The 19,053-nt window shown below is 37.5% G+C and carries 20 protein-coding genes; 4 read left to right on the plus strand and 16 right to left on the minus strand.

Translation table 11 applies throughout. The annotated features are described in order from the left end of the window. The first annotated feature begins 62 nt into the window (after positions 1-62). Positions 63-2,582: a CHAT domain-containing protein gene (locus VF06_RS22550; protein ID WP_218963794.1), complete on the plus strand. Its 2,520-nt coding sequence runs from the start codon at positions 63-65 to the stop codon at positions 2,580-2,582. Positions 2,583-2,752: 170 nt separating this feature from the next. Here the strand turns inward: VF06_RS22550 and VF06_RS42855 are convergent, their stop codons facing one another. Next, positions 2,753-2,893: a hypothetical protein gene (locus VF06_RS42855; protein ID WP_244918065.1), complete on the minus strand. Its 141-nt coding sequence runs from the start codon at positions 2,891-2,893 to the stop codon at positions 2,753-2,755. 164 nt (positions 2,894-3,057) lie between these two features. Then, on the minus strand, positions 3,058-3,807 hold the full coding sequence (locus tag VF06_RS22560) for a DUF928 domain-containing protein (RefSeq protein ID WP_180267331.1): 750 nt from the start codon (positions 3,805-3,807) through the stop codon (positions 3,058-3,060). A 540-nt stretch (positions 3,808-4,347) separates the two neighbouring features. Between VF06_RS22560 and VF06_RS22565 the strand changes: the two genes are divergently transcribed. Together VF06_RS22565 and VF06_RS22570 are read left to right on the plus strand one after the other, a co-directional pair. Next, a complete protein-coding gene (locus VF06_RS22565) occupies positions 4,348-4,641 on the plus strand; it encodes a nucleotidyltransferase family protein (RefSeq protein WP_099067558.1) in 294 nt (97 codons plus the stop codon). Then, positions 4,638-4,982 carry a HepT-like ribonuclease domain-containing protein gene (locus tag VF06_RS22570; protein ID WP_099067557.1) on the plus strand — a complete coding sequence of 115 codons (345 nt, stop codon included), beginning with the start codon at positions 4,638-4,640 and terminating at the stop codon, positions 4,980-4,982. The genes VF06_RS22565 and VF06_RS22570 overlap by 4 nt, the downstream gene beginning before the upstream one ends. 310 nt (positions 4,983-5,292) lie before the next feature. Here VF06_RS22570 and VF06_RS22580 read toward each other — a convergent pair whose 3' ends face one another. From VF06_RS22580 to VF06_RS22625, 10 genes are all read right to left on the minus strand, one after another. Next, positions 5,293-5,982, minus strand: a complete 690-nt coding sequence (locus tag VF06_RS22580; RefSeq protein WP_099067555.1) for a hypothetical protein — start codon at positions 5,980-5,982, stop codon at positions 5,293-5,295. 9 nt (positions 5,983-5,991) lie between these two features. Then, positions 5,992-6,423 (minus strand): DUF2752 domain-containing protein, encoded by a 432-nt coding sequence (locus tag VF06_RS22585; protein WP_143861704.1) that lies wholly within the window; start codon positions 6,421-6,423, stop codon positions 5,992-5,994. 21 nt (positions 6,424-6,444) lie between these two features. Beyond that, positions 6,445-6,759: a hypothetical protein gene (locus VF06_RS22590; RefSeq protein ID WP_143861705.1), complete on the minus strand. Its 315-nt coding sequence runs from the start codon at positions 6,757-6,759 to the stop codon at positions 6,445-6,447. Positions 6,760-6,882: 123 nt separating this feature from the next. Beyond that, positions 6,883-7,107, minus strand: a complete 225-nt coding sequence (locus tag VF06_RS42135; protein ID WP_143861706.1) for a hypothetical protein — start codon at positions 7,105-7,107, stop codon at positions 6,883-6,885. Next, on the minus strand, positions 7,095-8,999 hold the full coding sequence (locus VF06_RS22600) for a sensor histidine kinase (protein ID WP_099067551.1): 1,905 nt from the start codon (positions 8,997-8,999) through the stop codon (positions 7,095-7,097). Before VF06_RS22600 ends, VF06_RS42135 begins: the two co-directional genes overlap by 13 nt. Before the next feature lie 70 nt (positions 9,000-9,069). Continuing rightward, entirely contained in the window at positions 9,070-9,729 is a 660-nt protein-coding gene (locus VF06_RS22605) for a response regulator transcription factor (protein ID WP_099067550.1), read from the minus strand. A gap of 72 nt (positions 9,730-9,801) precedes the next feature. Beyond that, on the minus strand, positions 9,802-10,407 hold the full coding sequence (locus VF06_RS22610; protein ID WP_099067549.1) for a hypothetical protein: 606 nt from the start codon (positions 10,405-10,407) through the stop codon (positions 9,802-9,804). Between the two features lie 452 nt (positions 10,408-10,859). After that, positions 10,860-11,405 carry an RNA 2'-phosphotransferase gene (locus VF06_RS22615; RefSeq protein WP_099067548.1) on the minus strand — a complete coding sequence of 182 codons (546 nt, stop codon included), beginning with the start codon at positions 11,403-11,405 and terminating at the stop codon, positions 10,860-10,862. Between the two features lie 70 nt (positions 11,406-11,475). After that, positions 11,476-12,786: an amino acid permease gene (locus VF06_RS22620; protein ID WP_371411454.1), complete on the minus strand. Its 1,311-nt coding sequence runs from the start codon at positions 12,784-12,786 to the stop codon at positions 11,476-11,478. Positions 12,787-12,950: 164 nt separating this feature from the next. Next, positions 12,951-13,922 (minus strand): threo-3-hydroxy-L-aspartate ammonia-lyase, encoded by a 972-nt coding sequence (locus VF06_RS22625; RefSeq protein ID WP_099067546.1) that lies wholly within the window; start codon positions 13,920-13,922, stop codon positions 12,951-12,953. A 278-nt stretch (positions 13,923-14,200) separates the two neighbouring features. Between VF06_RS22625 and VF06_RS22630 the strand changes: the two genes are divergently transcribed. Next, complete coding sequence (locus tag VF06_RS22630) at positions 14,201-14,401, plus strand: heavy-metal-associated domain-containing protein (RefSeq protein ID WP_099067569.1); 201 nt, start codon at positions 14,201-14,203, stop codon at positions 14,399-14,401. Between the two features lie 200 nt (positions 14,402-14,601). Here VF06_RS22630 and VF06_RS22635 read toward each other — a convergent pair whose 3' ends face one another. The 4 genes from VF06_RS22635 to VF06_RS22650 form a co-directional block, all read right to left on the minus strand. Continuing rightward, positions 14,602-15,438 (minus strand): GNAT family N-acetyltransferase, encoded by an 837-nt coding sequence (locus VF06_RS22635; RefSeq protein ID WP_099067545.1) that lies wholly within the window; start codon positions 15,436-15,438, stop codon positions 14,602-14,604. Between the two features lies 1 nt (position 15,439). After that, positions 15,440-16,669 carry an AAA family ATPase gene (locus tag VF06_RS22640; RefSeq protein WP_099067544.1) on the minus strand — a complete coding sequence of 410 codons (1,230 nt, stop codon included), beginning with the start codon at positions 16,667-16,669 and terminating at the stop codon, positions 15,440-15,442. Between the two features lie 210 nt (positions 16,670-16,879). Beyond that, on the minus strand, positions 16,880-17,692 hold the full coding sequence (locus tag VF06_RS22645) for an SDR family NAD(P)-dependent oxidoreductase (protein WP_099067543.1): 813 nt from the start codon (positions 17,690-17,692) through the stop codon (positions 16,880-16,882). A gap of 145 nt (positions 17,693-17,837) precedes the next feature. Next, entirely contained in the window at positions 17,838-19,040 is a 1,203-nt protein-coding gene (locus tag VF06_RS22650; protein WP_099067542.1) for an AAA family ATPase, read from the minus strand. Between the last annotated feature and the right edge of the window lie 13 nt (positions 19,041-19,053).

Genomic DNA, 19,053 nt, shown 5'->3' on the forward strand with positions numbered 1-19,053 from the left:
TAATAACCAAGCCTCTTCAACTTGGAATAGTTAGGGCACAATCTCCTGATGCAAGTCAACTAATGCAGCAAGGATTGGAATTTTACCAAACTGGAGATTTAAAAGCAGCTATTGAACGTTGGGAGAAAGCTTTAAATATTTATCAACAAAATAAAAATGTTGCAGCAGAAGCAATTGTGCGAGAAAATTTGGCGCTAGTTTATCATGAAATTGGTCAAAGCGAACAAGCAATTATTCAATGGCAGCAAGTTATCGCTTATTATCGCCAAGTGGGAAATTTGCAACGAGTGGGGCGATCGCTCACAGAACTTGCCCAAGTGTATAGTAGTTTAGGACAACCAATCAAAGCGATCGCTCTACTATGCAATCCCGATGCAAGCGATAATTGTAGCAGCGACAGCGCTTTACAAATTGCCAAAATGCACAAAGATTTCATTGGTGAAGCCGCAGCTTTTGGAAGTTTGGGTGATGCAAATAGACTGAGGGGAAATTATCTCTTTACTATCACAAATCTCGAAAAAAGTCTAGCAATTGCTAACAAACTTAATATTGCTGAGTTGCGTGTTTCAGTTTTCAATAGTTTAGCTAATGCTCATATTAGCCAAGCTTTAGTTAAATATCGACGCGCAGATTCAGCAACACAAAGCGGTGATGATGAAGTGGCGAAAAAACTTGTCGATGATGCTCAACAACAAGATTCCCAAGCATTGAAATATCTGCGCCAAAGTATAGAAATAGCTAGCAGTCAGAATGATGTTGCTGGGGAAATGCGATCGCACTTGCGAATCATCCCTTTATATTACCGCAACAATGCCAATACTGAAGCAGCAAACAGCCTCCAACAAACAATTAACTTGCTAGAACGTTTACCTGAGAGTCGCAGGCGCGTGTATGCAACTATCGACTTGGTGCGTTTACTGCAACCTGTAGCTAGAGAAACTGCATCCTCTCGAATTAGCTGTATTCAGCCAGACGCATCATCAAAAGCAACAGTTTTACTTGAGCAAGCCGTGGCGATAGCTGATAAAATAAAAGACTTTCGGGCAGAATCTTTTGCCTTAGGAGAATTAGGACATATATATGAATGTCGTCAAGAATATTCCCAAGCACTTTTAATTACTAATAAAGCAATACTCGTAGCCGAACAAGGTTTGAAAGCGCGGGATAGTTTATATCTTTGGGAATGGCAAACTGGAAGGATATTCAAAGCCCTTTTCAAAACAAGCGAAGCGATTTCTGCGTATCAACGAGCAATTAATATTATAGATACTATTCGTCGTGACATTTTAACAGCTAATCGGGATATCCAATTTGATTTTCGCGATACTATTGAGCCAATTTACCGCGAATTAGTGGGATTAAGATTGAGTCTGGAAGAACCACAAAAAACTGCAAATAAATCCCTAGTTTCCCAAGACAGTAATAATATCACTTTTATTCTGCAAACTATGGATTCGCTCAAACTAGCAGAATTACAAAATTATTTTGGTAACGATTGCATTATTGAACCATTACCACAAGGGAATCTAGAAAAATTTACTTATGCCAACACTGCTTTTTTAAATACTATCATTTTGGAAGATCGGGTCACAATAATTGTAACTCTGCCAAATGGTAAAAATCGTTGGAATTCAATTTCCATCAACCGCCAAAATTTTATCGACACAATAAATCAATTCCGCAGAAGTTTAGAGGATCGTGGGGATGAACTTTCTGGATATGACACTACAATAGCCAAACAAATTTATCAGTGGTTCATTGAGCCTTTTGCTGAAGAATTTCAGCAGCTTGATATTAAAACACTGATATTTGTTCAAGATGGCATCTTGCGGAGTGTACCGATGGCTACACTTTATGATGGCGAGAAATATTTGATTCAAAAGTATGCCATTGCCACAATTTCCAGCATTAATCTGACTGATATTCAACCTTTAAACCGGCAAAAGTGGCGGGTACTTGCATTGGGTTTAACCGTCGATGCCAAAATTGATAATAATACATATCAGCCACTTTCTGATGTGGATACAGAAATAAATGGAGTGCTGGAACAGATTCCAGGAAAGAAATTACTCAATGATGATTTTAACAGCGATCGCCTCAAAACAGAACTAGATAAACAAGCTTACTCAATTATCCACATTGCCACACATGGAGAGTTTGATACCGGCCTAGAAAATACGTTCATTGTCACAGGTAAAAACCCAACTACAGGTAAAAATGAAAAACTCTCTTTTAACGAATTAGAAGGACTGATTCGCAAATTTACCAGTAATAATCAGGTGTTAGAATTATTAACTTTAACTGCTTGCGAAACAGCAGCCGGAGATGAACGTTCCGCGCTAGGATTAGCAGGTGTGGCTATCCAAGCAGGCGCAAAAAGTACCTTAGCTTCCCTTTGGGCAATTCCAGATAATTCCACAGCACAAATCGCCATTAGTTTCTACAAAAAATTGTTAAATAATCCGAATATTAGTAAAGCAGAAGCTTTGCAATCTGCTCAAATAGAACTGATTACAAAAGGAGGACAATTTACTCATCCTGCCTATTGGTCACCTCTAATTTTAATCGGAAATTGGTTGTAGGTATCTACCCATTCGCGCACGCGGTCATGCGCCACTCCTGAACCTGTGCAACAATAAGCTTCAAGAGCAGATTGACTTTGCTGAACCATTTGAGTTTCAGTAAGAGGTTGAAAATTTAATGCTGCATCTATCTCACCGTACTCAAATAATTCTTCTGTAATTTGACTAAATTAATTTATCAGTAACCGCTCAAAATCTTCCAACGAAGCTGATGAATCAGTCAGCCAGATTAAAAGAAGATTTTTTACTTGTTCTGCGGGTAATATTTTAAGATGCTCTAAAATTTGCTGCCTAATATTACTTGCTGTCATAAACTTTTAATTTTTATAATTCCTTGATTATAAATACAAGAGTTTTCACTAGCACATTTAATTTTAATATAAGAAAATAGTAAATGTAGGGTGCGTTGTCACGCAGTGCAACGCACCTTGAATTCTTGACGGTGCGTTAGCCTCCGGCATAACACACCCTACATTTAGTTTAATAATTTTTCAAAATCTACAATTTGTTGAAACTGTAAAATCTGTTGCTGCAAATATTTCTTGTCGGCTGATTCTGGAATTTCGTTAACTTTTTCTACTTCTATTTTCGTAAGTTGTGACAACAATATTAGAGTTGATGTTTTATTTGGTGATTCAGCTAATGCATCGTACCAAAGTCCATTTTCTGCATATAATTCTGAACGTTTCATTAATTCTTTTGTTTGTGAAAGCGCATTTTTTAAGCTAGGCGGTATTTCCACAACTTTAATTTCTGCCCTCACAATTAAATTTTCTGATGGATGGTTGGGGTTACACAACAAAGCAACTTGCCACAAATACTGTTGTCCAACTGATAAACTCATCTTTTCATTGATAAGTGAAAATTGCATAATTCCTGGCGAACTTTGCAGCTGTTTTGTATACAGAGACTTAGGTTTGCCATCTTCATATCGGTAAAGACTAAATTTAATTTCACGAGTTGGAGAATTGGGTACAAACCAAGCAAATGTCGGTTGCAAAGAAGCTGTTTGTCCAACATAAGAAAAAGGAGCAAGTGCTGTCAGAGTTGTCTTTCCATTGCCAGTACATTCATTAGTTCTAGTACCATTTGAACCTGTAGCAGTTTTTGGACTAGAAGGGTTTTTAGGTGGTTTATAGTCAGCTAGGGCTGTGTTTGTCAGTATTAAAGATAGAATTAAGGTGAGACTAAGCAGCAGTTTACTTGTTAAGAGTTGTTTTGACACGCAGAAAAGCTTACTCATGGCTACTGTGTTGGTGGTGTGCGATGTCTACGACAAGCCGCAAAGCGTCTACGCAGATTATCAAAGTGAATTGTTTTCCATAAAAATACAATTACAGAAGTTGTCACATTTTTGTAATTGACGCTAAAAATCTACATAAAAAAATTTATTTTTCGTAATCAGAATCTCTATTTTTTCACATTCATTGGGATTAGATTTTATAAGAAAGTGCAAAGCAATTGGTACAGTAGAAGCAATTCCCAGGAAAATGCGATCGCCTTAATATTTAGAGTAGTCCTTAGGTGGCGATCCCACAAGAATTGCATTCAATCGTCGTTGAAAATGTGAAAATCTCAATAATTATTGAAAAAATGCGATCGCTGTGACTGTGATTGCTCCCACATGGAAAAATGATTGAGGCTGGTATTTTGCGTAGACGCTTTGCGGCTTGTCGTAGACATCGCACCAAGTTAAAATACGTCAGGGACATATCTTTAATATTTCTGTATCTTATCTGTCTGAAGGTTAAACTTTCTGATTGTTATGAAAACGTTTGATGAACTCCGACAAGTCTTATCACTACATAAGCAATCTCTCTGTGAAACTTATCAAATTACAGAAATCGGTATCTTTGGCTCTTATGCAAGGGGAGAGCAGACAGAATTGAGTGATATTGATATTCTGGTTGATTATGAAACAGCACCTACCTTCATTATGTTGGTAGAACTTAGAGATTATTTAAGTCAGCTTTTTGGGGTGAAAGTAGATATTGTAACTAAGAGTGGGCTTAAACCTCGGATTCGCGATCGTGTTTTGGCTGAAGCAATTTATATATGAAGCGTAGTTATACCGAATTTTTACAGGATATTTTAGACGCTATTATCGAAATTGATTTATTTGTAGATGGTGTTAATTATGAGTCTTTTGAGTCAAACAGAGAGAAAACTTTGGCGGTGGTGAAGCTCTTAGAAATTATTGGTGAAGCTGTTAAAAAAATTCCTAATGAGCGTCGTGTTCACTATCCAGATGTACCTTGGAAATCAATAGCAGGTATGAAGGATATGCTTGTACACGAATATTGGCAGGTTGATGTTGCTGTAGTATGGGCAACGGTTCAGCATTCTTTACCATTACTAAAGGCAGTTGTCATCAAGGAGTTGGAGGAGATATTGGGATGAGGTAGAAAGCATCAACAACAATAATATTTGCATCAGCAGTAACTAACTGAATCTCAAACACGTATCTTCAATAACTGTTACACTGTTCCCATTTGGATTAACACGACCTGTAAAAAATTTGCCGCAAACTATTTTATTATTAGCAATAAACTCAACATAATCAGGAAATGGCTTTCCATCTACAGTATTAGGTTTTGCAAGAAAGCGCCAAACAATTGGCAAAAGTTGATGCCCAGATCCCCGACTTCTTGAAGAAGTCGGGGATCTAAATATGGTGAGCATTTCTGCAATTGGCTTAGATGTATTGGTATTACAAGCAACCTACAACAGGTAAGCAAACTTTGGGTTTAGGAATAGAATTATTATTTGATGATGGTTGTGAAACGCGAGGTTTTGGCGTATCAGGAACGGGAGCAAATGAACCATCAGGATTAATAATAGGAATATTCCGAAATTTTGGTGGTTCACCACGAAGAAAATAGCCGGTTACTATCTGCAATAAACTTATGTAAGAAGTTGAAGTAGGTATCTCATCAAAAATGAGAACAGCTTTATATTTTATATTCTTTACGAAATTCATTTTAATAACACCACCTTTGCCAGCCATATTTTTTCCAACTTGAATCGTATTTGGAAGATATTCAGTACCTTCGTTATCTACAATCCTATTATAATTCGTGTATAACTCAAAACTTCTGTCTTCACTACTGCTAAGAAAAAGAGTACAACTAAGTCCTCTCTCTTTTCTTCTACAGGATTTTAGATCCAATACGTAATTATCATATACTCCTGTTTGTATCGTCTCATCACTATCAGGTTTCTGGGAACTTGAATTTGGGCTTTGTACAGATTTTCCACAGACAACTTGACCTGATGATGTTTTTATGCAAACTTCATCGGGAGATGCTAACGCAGGAATATTGAATACTGATACACCAAATGTGCAAAGAGTCATCATTAGACTGAATTTAGAAGATTGAGAAGAAAAAAATGATTTCATGAATTTACCTTATCCGAAAATCATACTCGTATCTAGAAACATCCGAACAACTAAGCCACAAGCTACTAACTGAATCAAGTCAAACCAACAAAGTCCTGAAGATTTCCAGAACAACAACGGAAACCGGAGAAAAAATTGAGCGATCGCTAAAGCTACAATTAAAATTCCGGCTTTATTAAAAGCCAAAGCAGCATCCAAATCAAAATGGTACAGAGCAACAATACTTCGTGTTAAACCGCAACTTGAACAGGGTAAATCGGGATAATTTGTGGCAATATAGCTTGGAATTGTAGGTAACTCGAAGGGGAGATAAGCCTCTACCTGGCCTGGAATAGAAACCCCAAGTGGGTAGAGTAAAAAAATCATAGCGAGTACAAGTAAGCCGTAGTTGACATATCGATACTCTCTGTAGATGTCCGGTAAGTACTTAAAGAATTTCACAATTGCAACGATTATTGCTTTTTAACGCCCTTGTTCAAGGCCTCGCTGAATACCATCTTGAATGCTACGAGTGGCACCATTTAATGCGATAATTTGAGTACCAGAAATTACTAAACCAATAGTGCTTATAGTTAGTGCTACTAAGGGAAACACCTTCGACTCTGCCTTGGAGTAAGCCAAGTAAGTAGCTATTCCACCCACAACAGAAGATGGTAATGCCAGCCAGATGGCAAATGTTCCAAAGCAAGGGATGAAAGATGCTAACAAACCTATAATTCCAAAAACTAGCGAAATTACTGACATGACTGTAGTTGCGGCTGAGGCTTCCTTTGCCATATCTCATACTCCTTATGGTTAAGTAAACAAAAGACTTGTTGTTGTAGCACTGCAATGAAATAGGTATAAATTTCATTGCGATCGCGTTTGATTAATACAATAAATAATTGACCAGAGAATTTGTTAGCTGTTTCTGCCAATTGCATTGCACGTTTGTGCCAATCTGTTTGCATATCGTTGCCAAATCTTGTAGAGACGTTGCAATGCAACGTCTCTACATTGGGTATTTGTATTGCTTTGATATGGGAAAATATCAACAATCATTGGCAGGATGCGATCGCCATGACTGCGATCGTCAGTATCAACGCATGATTGACGCTCTGATTTTGCAGTTGTTAAAATCGCCAAAACCACAGTTTTCTGGCAGACCAAGTAAGTTGACAAACTATCCCTCTTGGAGTATTTGGATATCGCTTAAATTCACCACGCAATTGTTTTGCTAAATTTTTAGCTAACTTAGTTCCAAACCCTGAATGTGATGATAAATCTGCCATCGTCTCAATTTTCAAACCGTTGTCTGCTACCCGAATTACATTTTTACCATCCTCTTGACTACAAATTATTTCCAAACGATTAGTGCCATCAGCATACTTTTTGACATTTCGCAATGCTTCTTCCAAAAAGCGGCAAAGACTTCGCTTTTGTTCAATGCTTAAATTGCATTCATCCATCGGTTCAAACTTGAATATCTTCTGTTTTATATTTTTAAAGAAACTATAGTCTCGCTCTAAAATATCGTTGTAAACTTCAAAAAGAATTTCATCAAGGGGTTGAGATAAATCTAATCTTTGTTCTTGTGGCGAATAAAAATTATTTAATTCAGTTGCAGCTTCTTTTCTGACTAAATCGTAGACATCGCGCAGTTCTTGATTTAGTTGTTGAAGTTGGGATACAAGTTCTTGATTCGATAACCCTTCATCGCTTTGAACTTCTCTTAAAATTATGTTCAATGTTTGCAAGGGATGACTATGGATGGTATCAAAAACTTGGTCGATAATTAACTGTCGATATTGAATGCGATCGCGTAATGCTTCATCATATCGATAAAAGGCTGCTAAACCTATACCATTAAAAACTAAAATTAAACAAGCTGGTACAATTGGTATCCACCAACCAATAATAATTAATCCATAACATATAAAAAATAAGCAAATATTAGCGATAATAATATAAAGAAGGATCTTTAATGGATTGCGAATTCCACGGCCTAAGCTTAAACCCAAAATTCCCCAACTGATAATCCATAAATATTCCCATCCATCTCCCCAAACATTAATCATCGGTCGATTATCTAAGACCGCACTCACTAATTGACTAACTACATGTGCTTGAATTTCAACACCATAGTTTAGAGCCGGATTTTCGCTATTGATTGCAGATGAATTTACGTAATCTTTGGCGCTAGGACTAGTCATAGCAATCAAGACAATTTTCCCACGAATCCAATCAGGATTAACCTTTCCACTTTGAATTTCTGTTAGGGAAACTGTATGAAAAGGTTTGCGGCAATTGCGGAAATTAATTAATATTTGACTACCACCTGCATCTGTTTGTATATATCCACCTGAATTAGGTTGAAAACGCGGAAGTTTAGTTACACCAAATCTCATACTATAAGGGTCTTCATCCACATTGTCGAGAGCAATATTTTTAGTTTTTAAATAGATTTGTGCTAACCTCAAGGAAAAAGAAAGCTTCCATTCTCCATTGGAATTAGATGTAGCCAAGAGACTGCGACGTTGCTTTCCATCTCCATCAATTAAAGCATCACTAAAGCCCACTTGCTCTGGGGTTAAAGTCCGTGGTGGATTGAAAGTGAACCCACTAAGATCTGGTAAAACTTTCTCAACAGCAATTAAATTTTTAGTCTCTGCTAAAGTTGTAACGAGTTCTGTATGTCCTGGTTCTTGGGGTAAATCTCTAATAATATCTAGTCCAATTACAGCAGGTTTGTAAGTTTTTAATTTATTCAATAACAAGGCAAGATCTCGGTCAGGAATGGGATAACTTTTAACTCGATTAATATCTTTTTCGTTAATTCCTACGATTAAAATTCGCTCATCAATTTTTTCTTGTGGACGCAGCCGCATCAATGTATCATAAGCAGCCAACTCTAAAAACTGGAGCGAACCTACTAACCGCAATGCAATTACGAATGCAATTGCACTAATTCCTGGCAGTAAACCTACACGCCAAACTTGATTTTTAGAATTAATTATTCTCCAAATTCGACGCACCATAGATATTTGATAATTCTGTTATTTATATTTTGTAAATGCTAAATTATGACTCCTGAATTCTGAATTCTGATTAATCAATTAATCCTTCCTCTCTGGCTCGAATTTCAGCTTGAATTCGCAGATTTTTGCCCTCATCTGGGTAAATTCGCAACACATCATAAATTTTAGTCCAATAGTGCCTTACTGTTCGTTCAGAAATATTCATCTGTTTGGAAATAGGTTTATCCATTAAACCTTCTTTAAATGCCAGTTGTAAAACTTTTAGCCATTCCGGTTTCAACTCCAAACCAGAACGTATTTCTACAGGAGTGTTATGCAAACCTTTGAGTGCCCAATCAACTTTGGTTAACATTTCACTCATTGGCAAGCTTTTATCTGCAACTGTAAAACCTCCTTCGTGATTACTAATTGCAGCTTTTAGCCGCACTAAAGCACGAGTATTAGCAGTTTGTACGACAATATTCAAACTTGGATCTTGCCGCATTAGTGTCTTGAGTAGCTGAATACCATTGTCAATTTCGGCAGTTCCTCCTATGATTTCTGGCATAGCTAAATCAACTATAATCAAGTCAAATTTGACATTTTCTAATTGCTTGAGTGCTGATTCTATGCTTTGCGCTTGAATAGTTTCAGCTTGTGGATAGTGCTTTTTTAATACATTGATGGTTGCATATAAAACAGATTCGTGGTCATCAACTACCAGAATTCTCTGGTTGTTAGCTGAATACATATTTAACTCTCCTGATACGAACTGTGAATAATTTTTAAGAAAGTTATTATAGCCAGTTTAATTTTATCAGTATTATGTATGCTTAGTATTTTCTGGCGATCGCCAGCGAAAATACCATATTTCATCATTATTATTCTTCTGATAAAAGCATTCTCCTAATGTTAAAAAAATAAATGCACGACGCAGATAATCTAATTCTGATAAATTAGAATTGTTGCTTTTGTTAAATATTTGTATACCACTAAAATTAACCGTCAATTCATTCCAACTTTTTTTGGATTTTAAACTGACAGATAGAGATAATTTATGAGAAATAGTTGGCGAAATAATTTGCAGCAAATCCTCTAGTGCTATCAAAATGACACTACTAATAAAAACTGACTCGTGATGCCAATCATTTGGCAACTCTATTTGGAAATTTAGTTTTGGAATCTGTGATTCCCATTTAGCGAGTATATGCCTAATTGCTAATGGTAGACTATCGTCAATATGTGCAGGAAATAAGTAATCACTCAGTTCTTTGAGTGAATGATGAAACTTCTCAATAGTTGCTAGGTAATATTTCTCTTGTTGCTGTTGAGAAACAGAAGGATTTAGCAAGGATACTTCTAAATGTCGTCGGATGACAAATGATTCTTGTAGCAAGCCATTTTGAATCATTTCACCCTGTTGATACATTCTCATCGATTGCCTGCTATTCCACCAAATCAATGCTCGTTGTGTTTGCTTATGAGACTTAACTAAGCAGAATAGAACTGCAATAGAAATAACAATCGATAGACAATTAATAATAGTCAACATTTATATTTTCTAGACAAATAATTATCTCGGAAAAAGAATTTAGAATAGTGTATTTTATTTGAACATCAGGTAATTAGCAGGAAGTAGCCAATTTTTTGGCATAAAAGTGTAACTTTTATTGCGAACGATGAGTTAAGTAAGTCGGCACTAATATTTCAAAGTATGTTAATAAGTTTAAAATAGTGGATTAGCTTTCCTCTTATGGGATGGGCGTCTCGCCCGTCCAGTGGGGGCTTCTAGCCCGCACTACAAGAAAATTTATTGCAAAGTCTTGCCACGCCACTGCATCAAATTTATATTTCTTTATATATCTTGAATTTTTTTCACGTTCAAATTCTTTGTAAATATTCAGGTGGTACGCTATCCACTAACCAAACACCATTATCAGAACAATAAAAAAGATAACCAGCCTTATGCATTGCCGCAGCATCTACAATAAAAACCACTGGTTTTCCATGTCTTGCTCCCACGTTCTGGGCTGTGGCAATATCCTTCGATAAATGAACGTGATGACGCGACATTTTGCAAAGTCCTGTTTTCAGAATTGACTCTACAGATTTGTGTCCCGTACCATGATAAAGCTGCTCTGGGGGAACAACAGGTTCCAATTGCAAATCAATTTCTACACTATGTCCTTGATTAGCACGAATCAGAGTACCTGTAGAGTCAAAAGAAAAGCGTTGTTTATCGCTAGATGCAACTACTAGCTGTAATTCCTGATGGCTAATGGGAAACTTGTTTTTCGCACAAGCTGTAAGTAGTTTATCAACAGCAACCCAACCACCGGGAGCCAGTTCAATTCCAATTGCATCTGGTGTGTGTCGCAGGTATTTGCTCAGATATTTGCTGATTTTGATGAGCCGAGAATCACTCATTTGATTGTGGTTGGGATTTAATACTACACTTTTATGTTTATATACTACATCACAATTTTAATTGAGAGTTTTAATTTGTGTAAACTGACATAATTTGTCCGCATATGAGGAATAATGCCACTGCAATCATGGCAATTAGTGTCAACTTTCCTCCAGGAACGAGTGACTGATGGATGCTATTGGAATTTTTTTGTTTTTGACGTTGTTTCCAAGTCATTAATGCTGGAATAATTCCACCCAAAACTGAGATGCTGAATGTTCCTGTGTAATCTAGGGCAGTAAAAAAGATGGTGGGATTGAGGGTACCAAAAGTCATGGGAGGGAAAAGAACTAGCGAATATAAAGGTAGGCGAGTAAAGACTTTACCCGGTGCAATTACAAAAATATCTTTGAACAAATCCAATAAACCGTATACAAATCCAATGAATGATGTGACGATGGCAAACTCCGAAAACACTGATACTAGCACTCCTAACCATTCTCCCGCACCACCGGCTCGCAAAATCTCTAGTGGGTCAAAAAAAGTTTTGCCTGTAGATGTGCTGTGTAGAACATCCTGACTGACGCTTGCCAAAATTACAGCATTCCAGGCCAAGAACATGATTAAAGGAATCAAAGAACCAATGAATATAGACCGGCGAATCTTGCTGACATCTCCTTCTAGTTGCGTCACCACCACCGGTACAATGTTTTGATAAAACATTGCTACACACATAACTGAAACTGCGCTACCCAAAGCACTCCAGTTCTGAGTTAAAAATTGGCTACTTTTAACTTGTCCTCCTGCTAGCAATAAAAGTCCCAAAAAAGAAACAATAACAATTGCCACAAAGACGCTGTTTAATTTCTCAACAAACTTTTCTCGCCCGACATACATTACACCACCAAAGATGAGTGTGAAAGCCGTTGTACCCACCCATGTAGGCAATAAGTTCTGCATACCCCAAAAAGTTGCGATCGCATTTCCTAAAATCTCTCCGCCTTGGGTAATGTATGCTACCAACAGAGCATAGTGCATAAACAAATATGCGCTGCTAGCAACTCGCGCCCCCACCTTTCCCAGAGTCTTCTCCACAACTCCTAACAGACTTATACCCAAACGCCCTTCTTGGCGCATGGTATTTAAAGTGACTTCTGCAATCAACAAACCTGAAATTAAAGCGTACAGCCAAACAGCAATCAACCCAAATGTTGAGGGTAAAATACCTGATGGCAAAGTAACCGCCGGTAGAGCGAGAATCCCAGCACCTACCGTAGTTCCTGCAATCAGCGCTGTACTTCCCAATACACTCCCTGGCTGATGATTGAGTTTATCACCATCAAATTGAAGGTGAGAAAAGAACCGAGTTACTTGCTCTGAATCCTTGAAAACAGCCTTCATGAGCGTCATATTGAGTAATTGCACCTAAATTAAGGATGAAATATTAACATGTGTAAACAATTTTAGCAAAAACCTCTGATTTACTGTTTTTTGGGCAGATTTTAGAGGACAAGGGGGACTGGGGAGTTATTATTTTCCCCTGCCCTATCTCCCCAATCCCTTGATTAAGATTGAGAAAATAATTTACTAACTTGTGCCAAATCTACATTTCCACCGCTGATGATGACACCAATTTTGGCTTGTGGTAGTGTGACTACATTTTCGAGTAAGGCAGCTGCGGCTAGTACTCCGGTGGGTTCAACGACGATTTTCAGACGTTCCCACAAGAAAAACATGGTGCGAATAATTGCTTGTTCAGATACGGTCACCATATCATCGACGTAGCGCAAAACTAGGGGAAAAGTAATTTGACCAAGGCTAGGAGTCCGCGCACCATCAGCTATGGTGTTGGGATTTTTGATAGTTTGCAGGGTTTTGCTGTGAAAGGAACGGGTAGCATCGTCGGCGAGTGTCGGTTCTACACCGATGACTTTACAATCAGGTAAAAGTGCTTTAGTGGCGATCGCACTACCGGAAAGTAAGCCACCACCGCCACAACAAACTAATAGCAAGTCCAATTCGCCAACTTCTTGAATTAGTTCTAAAGCTGCTGTACCTTGTCCTGCAACGACATGGGGATGGTCGTAAGGCGGAATCAGTGTGAGATTCTTATCGCTTGCTAAACTTTGGGCTAATTGTTCCCGGTTTGTTGTTTGGCGATCGTACAAAATTATCTCTGCACCATAACTGCGGGTGGCAGTTTGCTTAACAGCTGGTGCATCCTCAGGCATGACAATGGTGGTGGGAATATTTAGTAATTGTCCAGCTAAGGCGATGGCTTGGGCATGATTTCCCGATGAATAAGCGATAACGCCTGTTTGTTTTTGTGCTGGCGATAGTTGCGCTAAGGCGTTGTATGCACCTCGAAATTTAAATGAACCGGTGCGTTGAAAATTTTCGCACTTAAAAAATACTTGGCTATGAGTGCGATGGTCAACAATTCTAGAAGTCAGCACGGGTGTACGGTGGGCAATTCCCAAAAGTCGCGCTTGTGCTGCTTGGACATCGGTTATGGTGATAAAGTTATGTTCTGGCATTGATGATAGCTTAAATATTCTTGCTCTTGTTTATATATCAATACGCTTGGGTTAAGAAAGCTTTTCTGTGAAGACAAGGGAACTCTTAACATGGGAAAGAAAAAACGTGTAAGGGAAAAACTAAAATCAGTTAATAGTATAACTATTGAAGGATAGCGATTATTGATTACTATCTTGAGGATGCTCAATTACCTCACTGCGGTAAGATGTGTGCTTACTATTTCAACCTTTATTATGTTTACAAAAGAGAAATTCCAGTTAAGTTAACGAGGTCAGGAATGGCAATTCAATTGAAAATTCCCAATCTTAAAGGTGATGATTGCGCCAAGAAAATAACTAAATCTATTCAGACTATGGAATCTGATGCCAAAATAGATGTGAACGTTGATACAAAAACCGTAACTGTAGATACTGCGGCTTCTGAAGAGTCAATTAAACAGATAATTCAATCTGCTGGTTTTATAATAGAAGGTTATTAATCAATCCGCTTGGTGTTAAAGCCAAAAACCTTAAACTGCGTAGGTTGGGGAGCCAGCACGGTCTTTGGGGTTTCCCGTATGAGCGACTGGTGTCGGCTCTGCCAAAAGGAAACCCAACATTTTTCGGGGTTTGTTGGGTTCCACTTCGGTAAAGCAAGCTACAACTTCACCTAAAATTATGCTTTTGTTGCTCTTTATTTTCAGACGAACGAGTAATTATGCCAATCCCCCACTGGCTGGTAACCAATTTCTTGATATATATGATTGGATATTGGATTTGCCAAATCCGTGAATAAAAAACAGAATTTATTTCCTCGATCTAGTAAAGTCTGACTCAAAGCTGCCACACAAGCACTAGCGTAGCCTCTACGGCGATACTCTGGCGGTGTGTAAACTATACTAATCCGCGCACCATTGGGCGTGTTTCCAACATGACAAGCTATTGAAACTGGTACTTCATCCTGCCAAAGGTAAGCAATACCTTGGTGCAAAACTCGTTGAACCCAGCGTTCTGCATCTGATTCAATCTCGCCCAAAGCTTCTAAAGAAAAGCTTTCATACCAATTTTTCAAAAGTTCTCCGTTTTTGTCTGTAGCTAGACGTAAATAACCTGCAACTTGAGAAATTGGTTTTACTTTTTCTAATTTGAAGATACGCAAGACTAGTTTTAACTGGTAGGATTGACCAGTCAGCGAATGCCACGCCAAAATAAAGGCTTGTGCTTCATTTGTGGGAGCATTTACTCCTGGTAGTGATGGGTAGGAGATAGATAAATCTTGGGCGAGTAATTCTACTGCTTGAAAATCTTTTATTTGTGAGAGTAGCAATAGTCTAGGTGGTGTTCTCATGGCTACAGCTACAATATCTCCATTTTCTTCCACTGTTGCCAAATAAGGCTTTTCGTCAAAGCGTTCGGGATTTTCAATCAAGGTATGGCTAATTCCCAACAGTAAGTTATGTAGCCCTTCCTGATTCAGCAAGTAGTCTTTTACCCTGGCATAAAATTCAGTAGAATTTTGAAATTTATTAACTTTCATTCTAATTTTCTGAAGCTTCATTAGTAATAGTTGTACTACTCATTTGTTCTCGCAAAACTGCAACTTGAGATAGCATAATTTTCTCCATTGCCCCGGTTTCTAGAGTTCCCATCCAGCGAATCATTGATGAGAGAAATAGTTCTTTTAGATATGCAAAAGAAAAGCCGTCTGTCAGTGTAACTATATGATTTATAGCTTCGTCAGACAACTGCATTACAGTTTTTAATTTCTGATTCCATAATGCTATGTAAGCTTGTCTAACTTCGATATCTGGTAATTCAAAGTGATATTTGCGGTCAAAGCGACTGGGGCGATCGCTAATTGCTGAATCTAAACGTTCTGGATGATTTGTAGTTGCAATGGTGATGATTCCTTCGTTCAAAGCAAAGCCATCCAATTCATTTAAAAAGAAAGAGCGATTTTCATCAGTCAACAGAGAATCGATATCTTCTAGTACCAAAATACAAGGTGCTGATTGCCTAGCTTGTTTGAATACTTTGCGAATATTTTCGCTATCAGTGTCATACTCAGACTTAAAGCTTTTCACGTACAAGCAAGGTTGTTGCATTTGATTAATCAATGCTTTGACTGTATGGGTTTTGCCATTTCCCGGCGAACCAATGAATAAAATACCCCGCTTCCAAGGTACACCATAAGCTGCGTAAGTTTCGCGGGATGCAAAGAATGTATTCAGGTCATCTTGAATATCTTGCTTGAGGTTACCCTGTAAAATCAGATTATCAAAAGTCGCACCCTTAATGGATTGAAATAAATCTTGGTTTTTTTCCCAATAACCATCTTCAAAGACTAAAACTTCATCACGGATTTCGGAATTCCAATCACAAACATCAACAAAAAAATTTTCAGCTATTTCTTTATTATCAGCCAAAATCCAGTAATATCGAGTTTTACAATAACCTTCTTGCCAACTCATTAATAGGATATCGAGTTTGTCACCTTGCCATGTAACTTCAAAACTGGCATTTTCGGTATGATTGTAAATTTCTTCCTCCATCCCATCCCAGCTAGTCGTAATCTGATTATGGATAAAGATATTATTTTGAAGAGTACAAAGGTTTACCGTAGCAAACTTCTCTAAATTAAATGTAGGATCGCTCCCTTCTACCAGTCCTTTCTGCGGATAAATTGCTGCTAATTCCTGACTGATATGATAGGCGATCGCATTATTCGGTAGATTAAGTGCTTCTGTAATCAATTGTTGAATTTTCACAACTATTTATTTCCCTGGTAAGTTTTGGTCTGCAAATCCTCACACTCGTGTTTAGCTACAAGACTTCTACTATCAATTCCAGAAAAAATCAAATATTTTAAATTTTGAAAATTTTTATATCAATATATTATTTAACATGGAAAAAATTGAAGATTCGCGGATGGGTGACGCGAATCTTTATTGCATCATCAAAAATTTTGAGATATCAAGCTACTTGTTCTTTTTCAGTTCGTGCATACTTCTGACAACTTTTGTAACTAAATTTCTGGGTGTAAATCTGACGCTTTGAGTCAATATCTTATTTCTCATCCCAGGAATAACAACAGTTTTGTTTGTCATTAAACCGCGATAGCCAATCTTAGCTACGGTTTCTGTCTTCATCATTCTGTTAACACTGGCAATTTTTGAGTCTTCCATTGCAGCTGTTTGCTGAAATTGAGAGGCTGTAGGCCCTGGACAAAGAACAGTGACGCTAACACCCGTACCTTCTAATTCATTAGCGATCGCTTCTGAAAATGATAATACATAAGCTTTAGTAGCGAAATAAACTGCCATAAGAGGCCCCGGTTGAAAAGCAGCAGCTGAGGCAACGTTTAATATTTTTCCATAATCCTGTTCGAGCATATCTTTGAGGAATAATTTAGTTAAATGAGTCAGACTCACTATATTTACCTGTAGCATTTTTAGTTCAGTGGTGAGGTCTGTTTCGCTAAATGTTCCGTAAGTACCAAAACCAGCATTGTTAATTAGTACATCAATTTTGATGGATGCTTGCTGTAGTTCTGTAAAAATTTCTTCTGGTGATGTTGGTATAGATAAATCCTTAGCAAAAGTTTTGACAAAAATATTAAATTTTTTAGGCAATTCTTCTGCAATTTCAGTCAGTTTTTCTTCGTTCTTATCTACTAGAACAAGGTTATAATTATGGCGGGCAAAAATCTGGGTAAATTGGTAGCCGATTCCACTAGCTGCTCCAGTAATCAAAGCAGTTTTTTGGTGTTGAATTTTTGATGTTGTATTCATTAAAATGCTGAATTTGAGTTAATTAATTGAAGTACAGTAATATATAAGCCAGTATATTATTCACAAATATAAAAATATGTATCTATATCAACAAGATCCCCGACTTCTTTAAGAAGTCGGGGATCTAAAGATGTAAAAAATGATTTTACACAAACAATTGCGTAAACTCATACATTAAATCCACCCTACCTTTACGTAACATGGCAGGATCTAATCTTTCAGTGGTGTTGCAAGTCATTAAAACAACTAATCGTTGCTGCATTTGAATACCAGAATCATCAATTATACTCTGATATAAAGTACCATCTAGCAAACTCAGAATGTGTTCGGTTTTGTTATTGTATTGCGCTACTTCAGATGCACGATTTTGGGCTAAATTATCGGCTTCATTGATTACTATACAAATTCGCTCTAAGTAAGTAGGTGGCACAAAGTTGGTAATGGCATCATGATCTAAAATGAAAATTACAAAACCCAAAGGTACGAGAATTTCCTTTGCTACTGCTTGTGTCCAAGCTGTTTTTCCAGTCCCTGGTTCTCCATGTACAACAACTGCTAACTGATTTTGATTGAGAATTGTTTGCTGTACAGAATCGGTAAAGTTTTGGATATCTTCTGGAAATGTGCGAATGGGAAATTGACTGTGGACTTTGCCTACACGACTTTGATATCCACTTAGCATTACTGCTAAGTCGTAAGTTGCTTTGTTAATTAATGGCGCTAAATTTCTTGCCATTAAAGTATATTGGCGTCGTCCGCGATCGTAAGGATCGATTTGTAACCAAACGTCATATTGAGACCAGTAGGCATAAACAGTATTGATGACATCTAAGCGCTCCCAACTAAAAAACTTTTCTACAGGGAAGTAAAAATCTCTTTCTGAGTAATATTGGGTAATAATGTCAGGACGAGCTAACAAATGTAAAACACGCAATACAGTAATTTCTTGCAATCGATTGAGAACATAATCAATGGGAATACTACTGCGACTGACAAATTGAACTATCGGTGTTTCCGTACTCAAAACATCTTTGTAGCGATGATCTGGTGATTGAGGATCTGGTGTGATGTAATTCCAAAATTTTTCAATTTCGTAACGCGTATTATCAGATACGACATTGAGTAAATTAGCCCACCATGCATAATTATGTCGTCCTAAAATATCAGCAAAATTACTTGCTAAATTCAAACCTTTTTGAGTTAATTCCCGTGAATCATGAGATATTAAATGCCATAAAAAGCCCCAGTCTAATTCTCGGTGAAATGGCCGCCAACCGCTAGCAAGTAAGCTTTGACGAGTATTATTTACAGGGCTGCCATCATTACTTCTATAATAATCAAAATCCATATTTATCTAGTTA

It is taken from the genome of Nostoc linckia z4 (genome assembly GCF_002608075.1).
GTDB lineage: Bacteria > Cyanobacteriota > Cyanobacteriia > Cyanobacteriales > Nostocaceae > Nostoc > Nostoc linckia.

Excerpts from the sequence above, each read along its gene's own strand:
- VF06_RS22550 (WP_218963794.1), top strand. The coding sequence starts at position 63 with ATGCAGCAAGGATTGGAATTTTACCAAACTGGAGATTTAAAAGCAGCT.
- VF06_RS42855 (WP_244918065.1), bottom strand. The coding sequence starts at position 2,893 with ATGACAGCAAGTAATATTAGGCAGCAAATTTTAGAGCATCTTAAAATA.
- VF06_RS22565 (WP_099067558.1), top strand. The coding sequence starts at position 4,348 with ATGAAAACGTTTGATGAACTCCGACAAGTCTTATCACTACATAAGCAA.
- VF06_RS22570 (WP_099067557.1), top strand. The coding sequence starts at position 4,638 with ATGAAGCGTAGTTATACCGAATTTTTACAGGATATTTTAGACGCTATT.
- VF06_RS22580 (WP_099067555.1), bottom strand. The coding sequence starts at position 5,982 with ATGAAATCATTTTTTTCTTCTCAATCTTCTAAATTCAGTCTAATGATG.
- VF06_RS22590 (WP_143861705.1), bottom strand. The coding sequence starts at position 6,759 with ATGGCAAAGGAAGCCTCAGCCGCAACTACAGTCATGTCAGTAATTTCG.
- VF06_RS22600 (WP_099067551.1), bottom strand. The coding sequence starts at position 8,999 with ATGGTGCGTCGAATTTGGAGAATAATTAATTCTAAAAATCAAGTTTGG.
- VF06_RS22605 (WP_099067550.1), bottom strand. The coding sequence starts at position 9,729 with ATGTATTCAGCTAACAACCAGAGAATTCTGGTAGTTGATGACCACGAA.
- VF06_RS22610 (WP_099067549.1), bottom strand. The coding sequence starts at position 10,407 with ATGTATCAACAGGGTGAAATGATTCAAAATGGCTTGCTACAAGAATCA.
- VF06_RS22615 (WP_099067548.1), bottom strand. The coding sequence starts at position 11,405 with ATGAGTGATTCTCGGCTCATCAAAATCAGCAAATATCTGAGCAAATAC.
- VF06_RS22620 (WP_371411454.1), bottom strand. The coding sequence starts at position 12,786 with ATGAAGGCTGTTTTCAAGGATTCAGAGCAAGTAACTCGGTTCTTTTCT.
- VF06_RS22625 (WP_099067546.1), bottom strand. The coding sequence starts at position 13,922 with ATGCCAGAACATAACTTTATCACCATAACCGATGTCCAAGCAGCACAA.
- VF06_RS22630 (WP_099067569.1), top strand. The coding sequence starts at position 14,201 with ATGGCAATTCAATTGAAAATTCCCAATCTTAAAGGTGATGATTGCGCC.
- VF06_RS22635 (WP_099067545.1), bottom strand. The coding sequence starts at position 15,438 with ATGAAAGTTAATAAATTTCAAAATTCTACTGAATTTTATGCCAGGGTA.
- VF06_RS22645 (WP_099067543.1), bottom strand. The coding sequence starts at position 17,692 with ATGAATACAACATCAAAAATTCAACACCAAAAAACTGCTTTGATTACT.
- VF06_RS22650 (WP_099067542.1), bottom strand. The coding sequence starts at position 19,040 with ATGGATTTTGATTATTATAGAAGTAATGATGGCAGCCCTGTAAATAAT.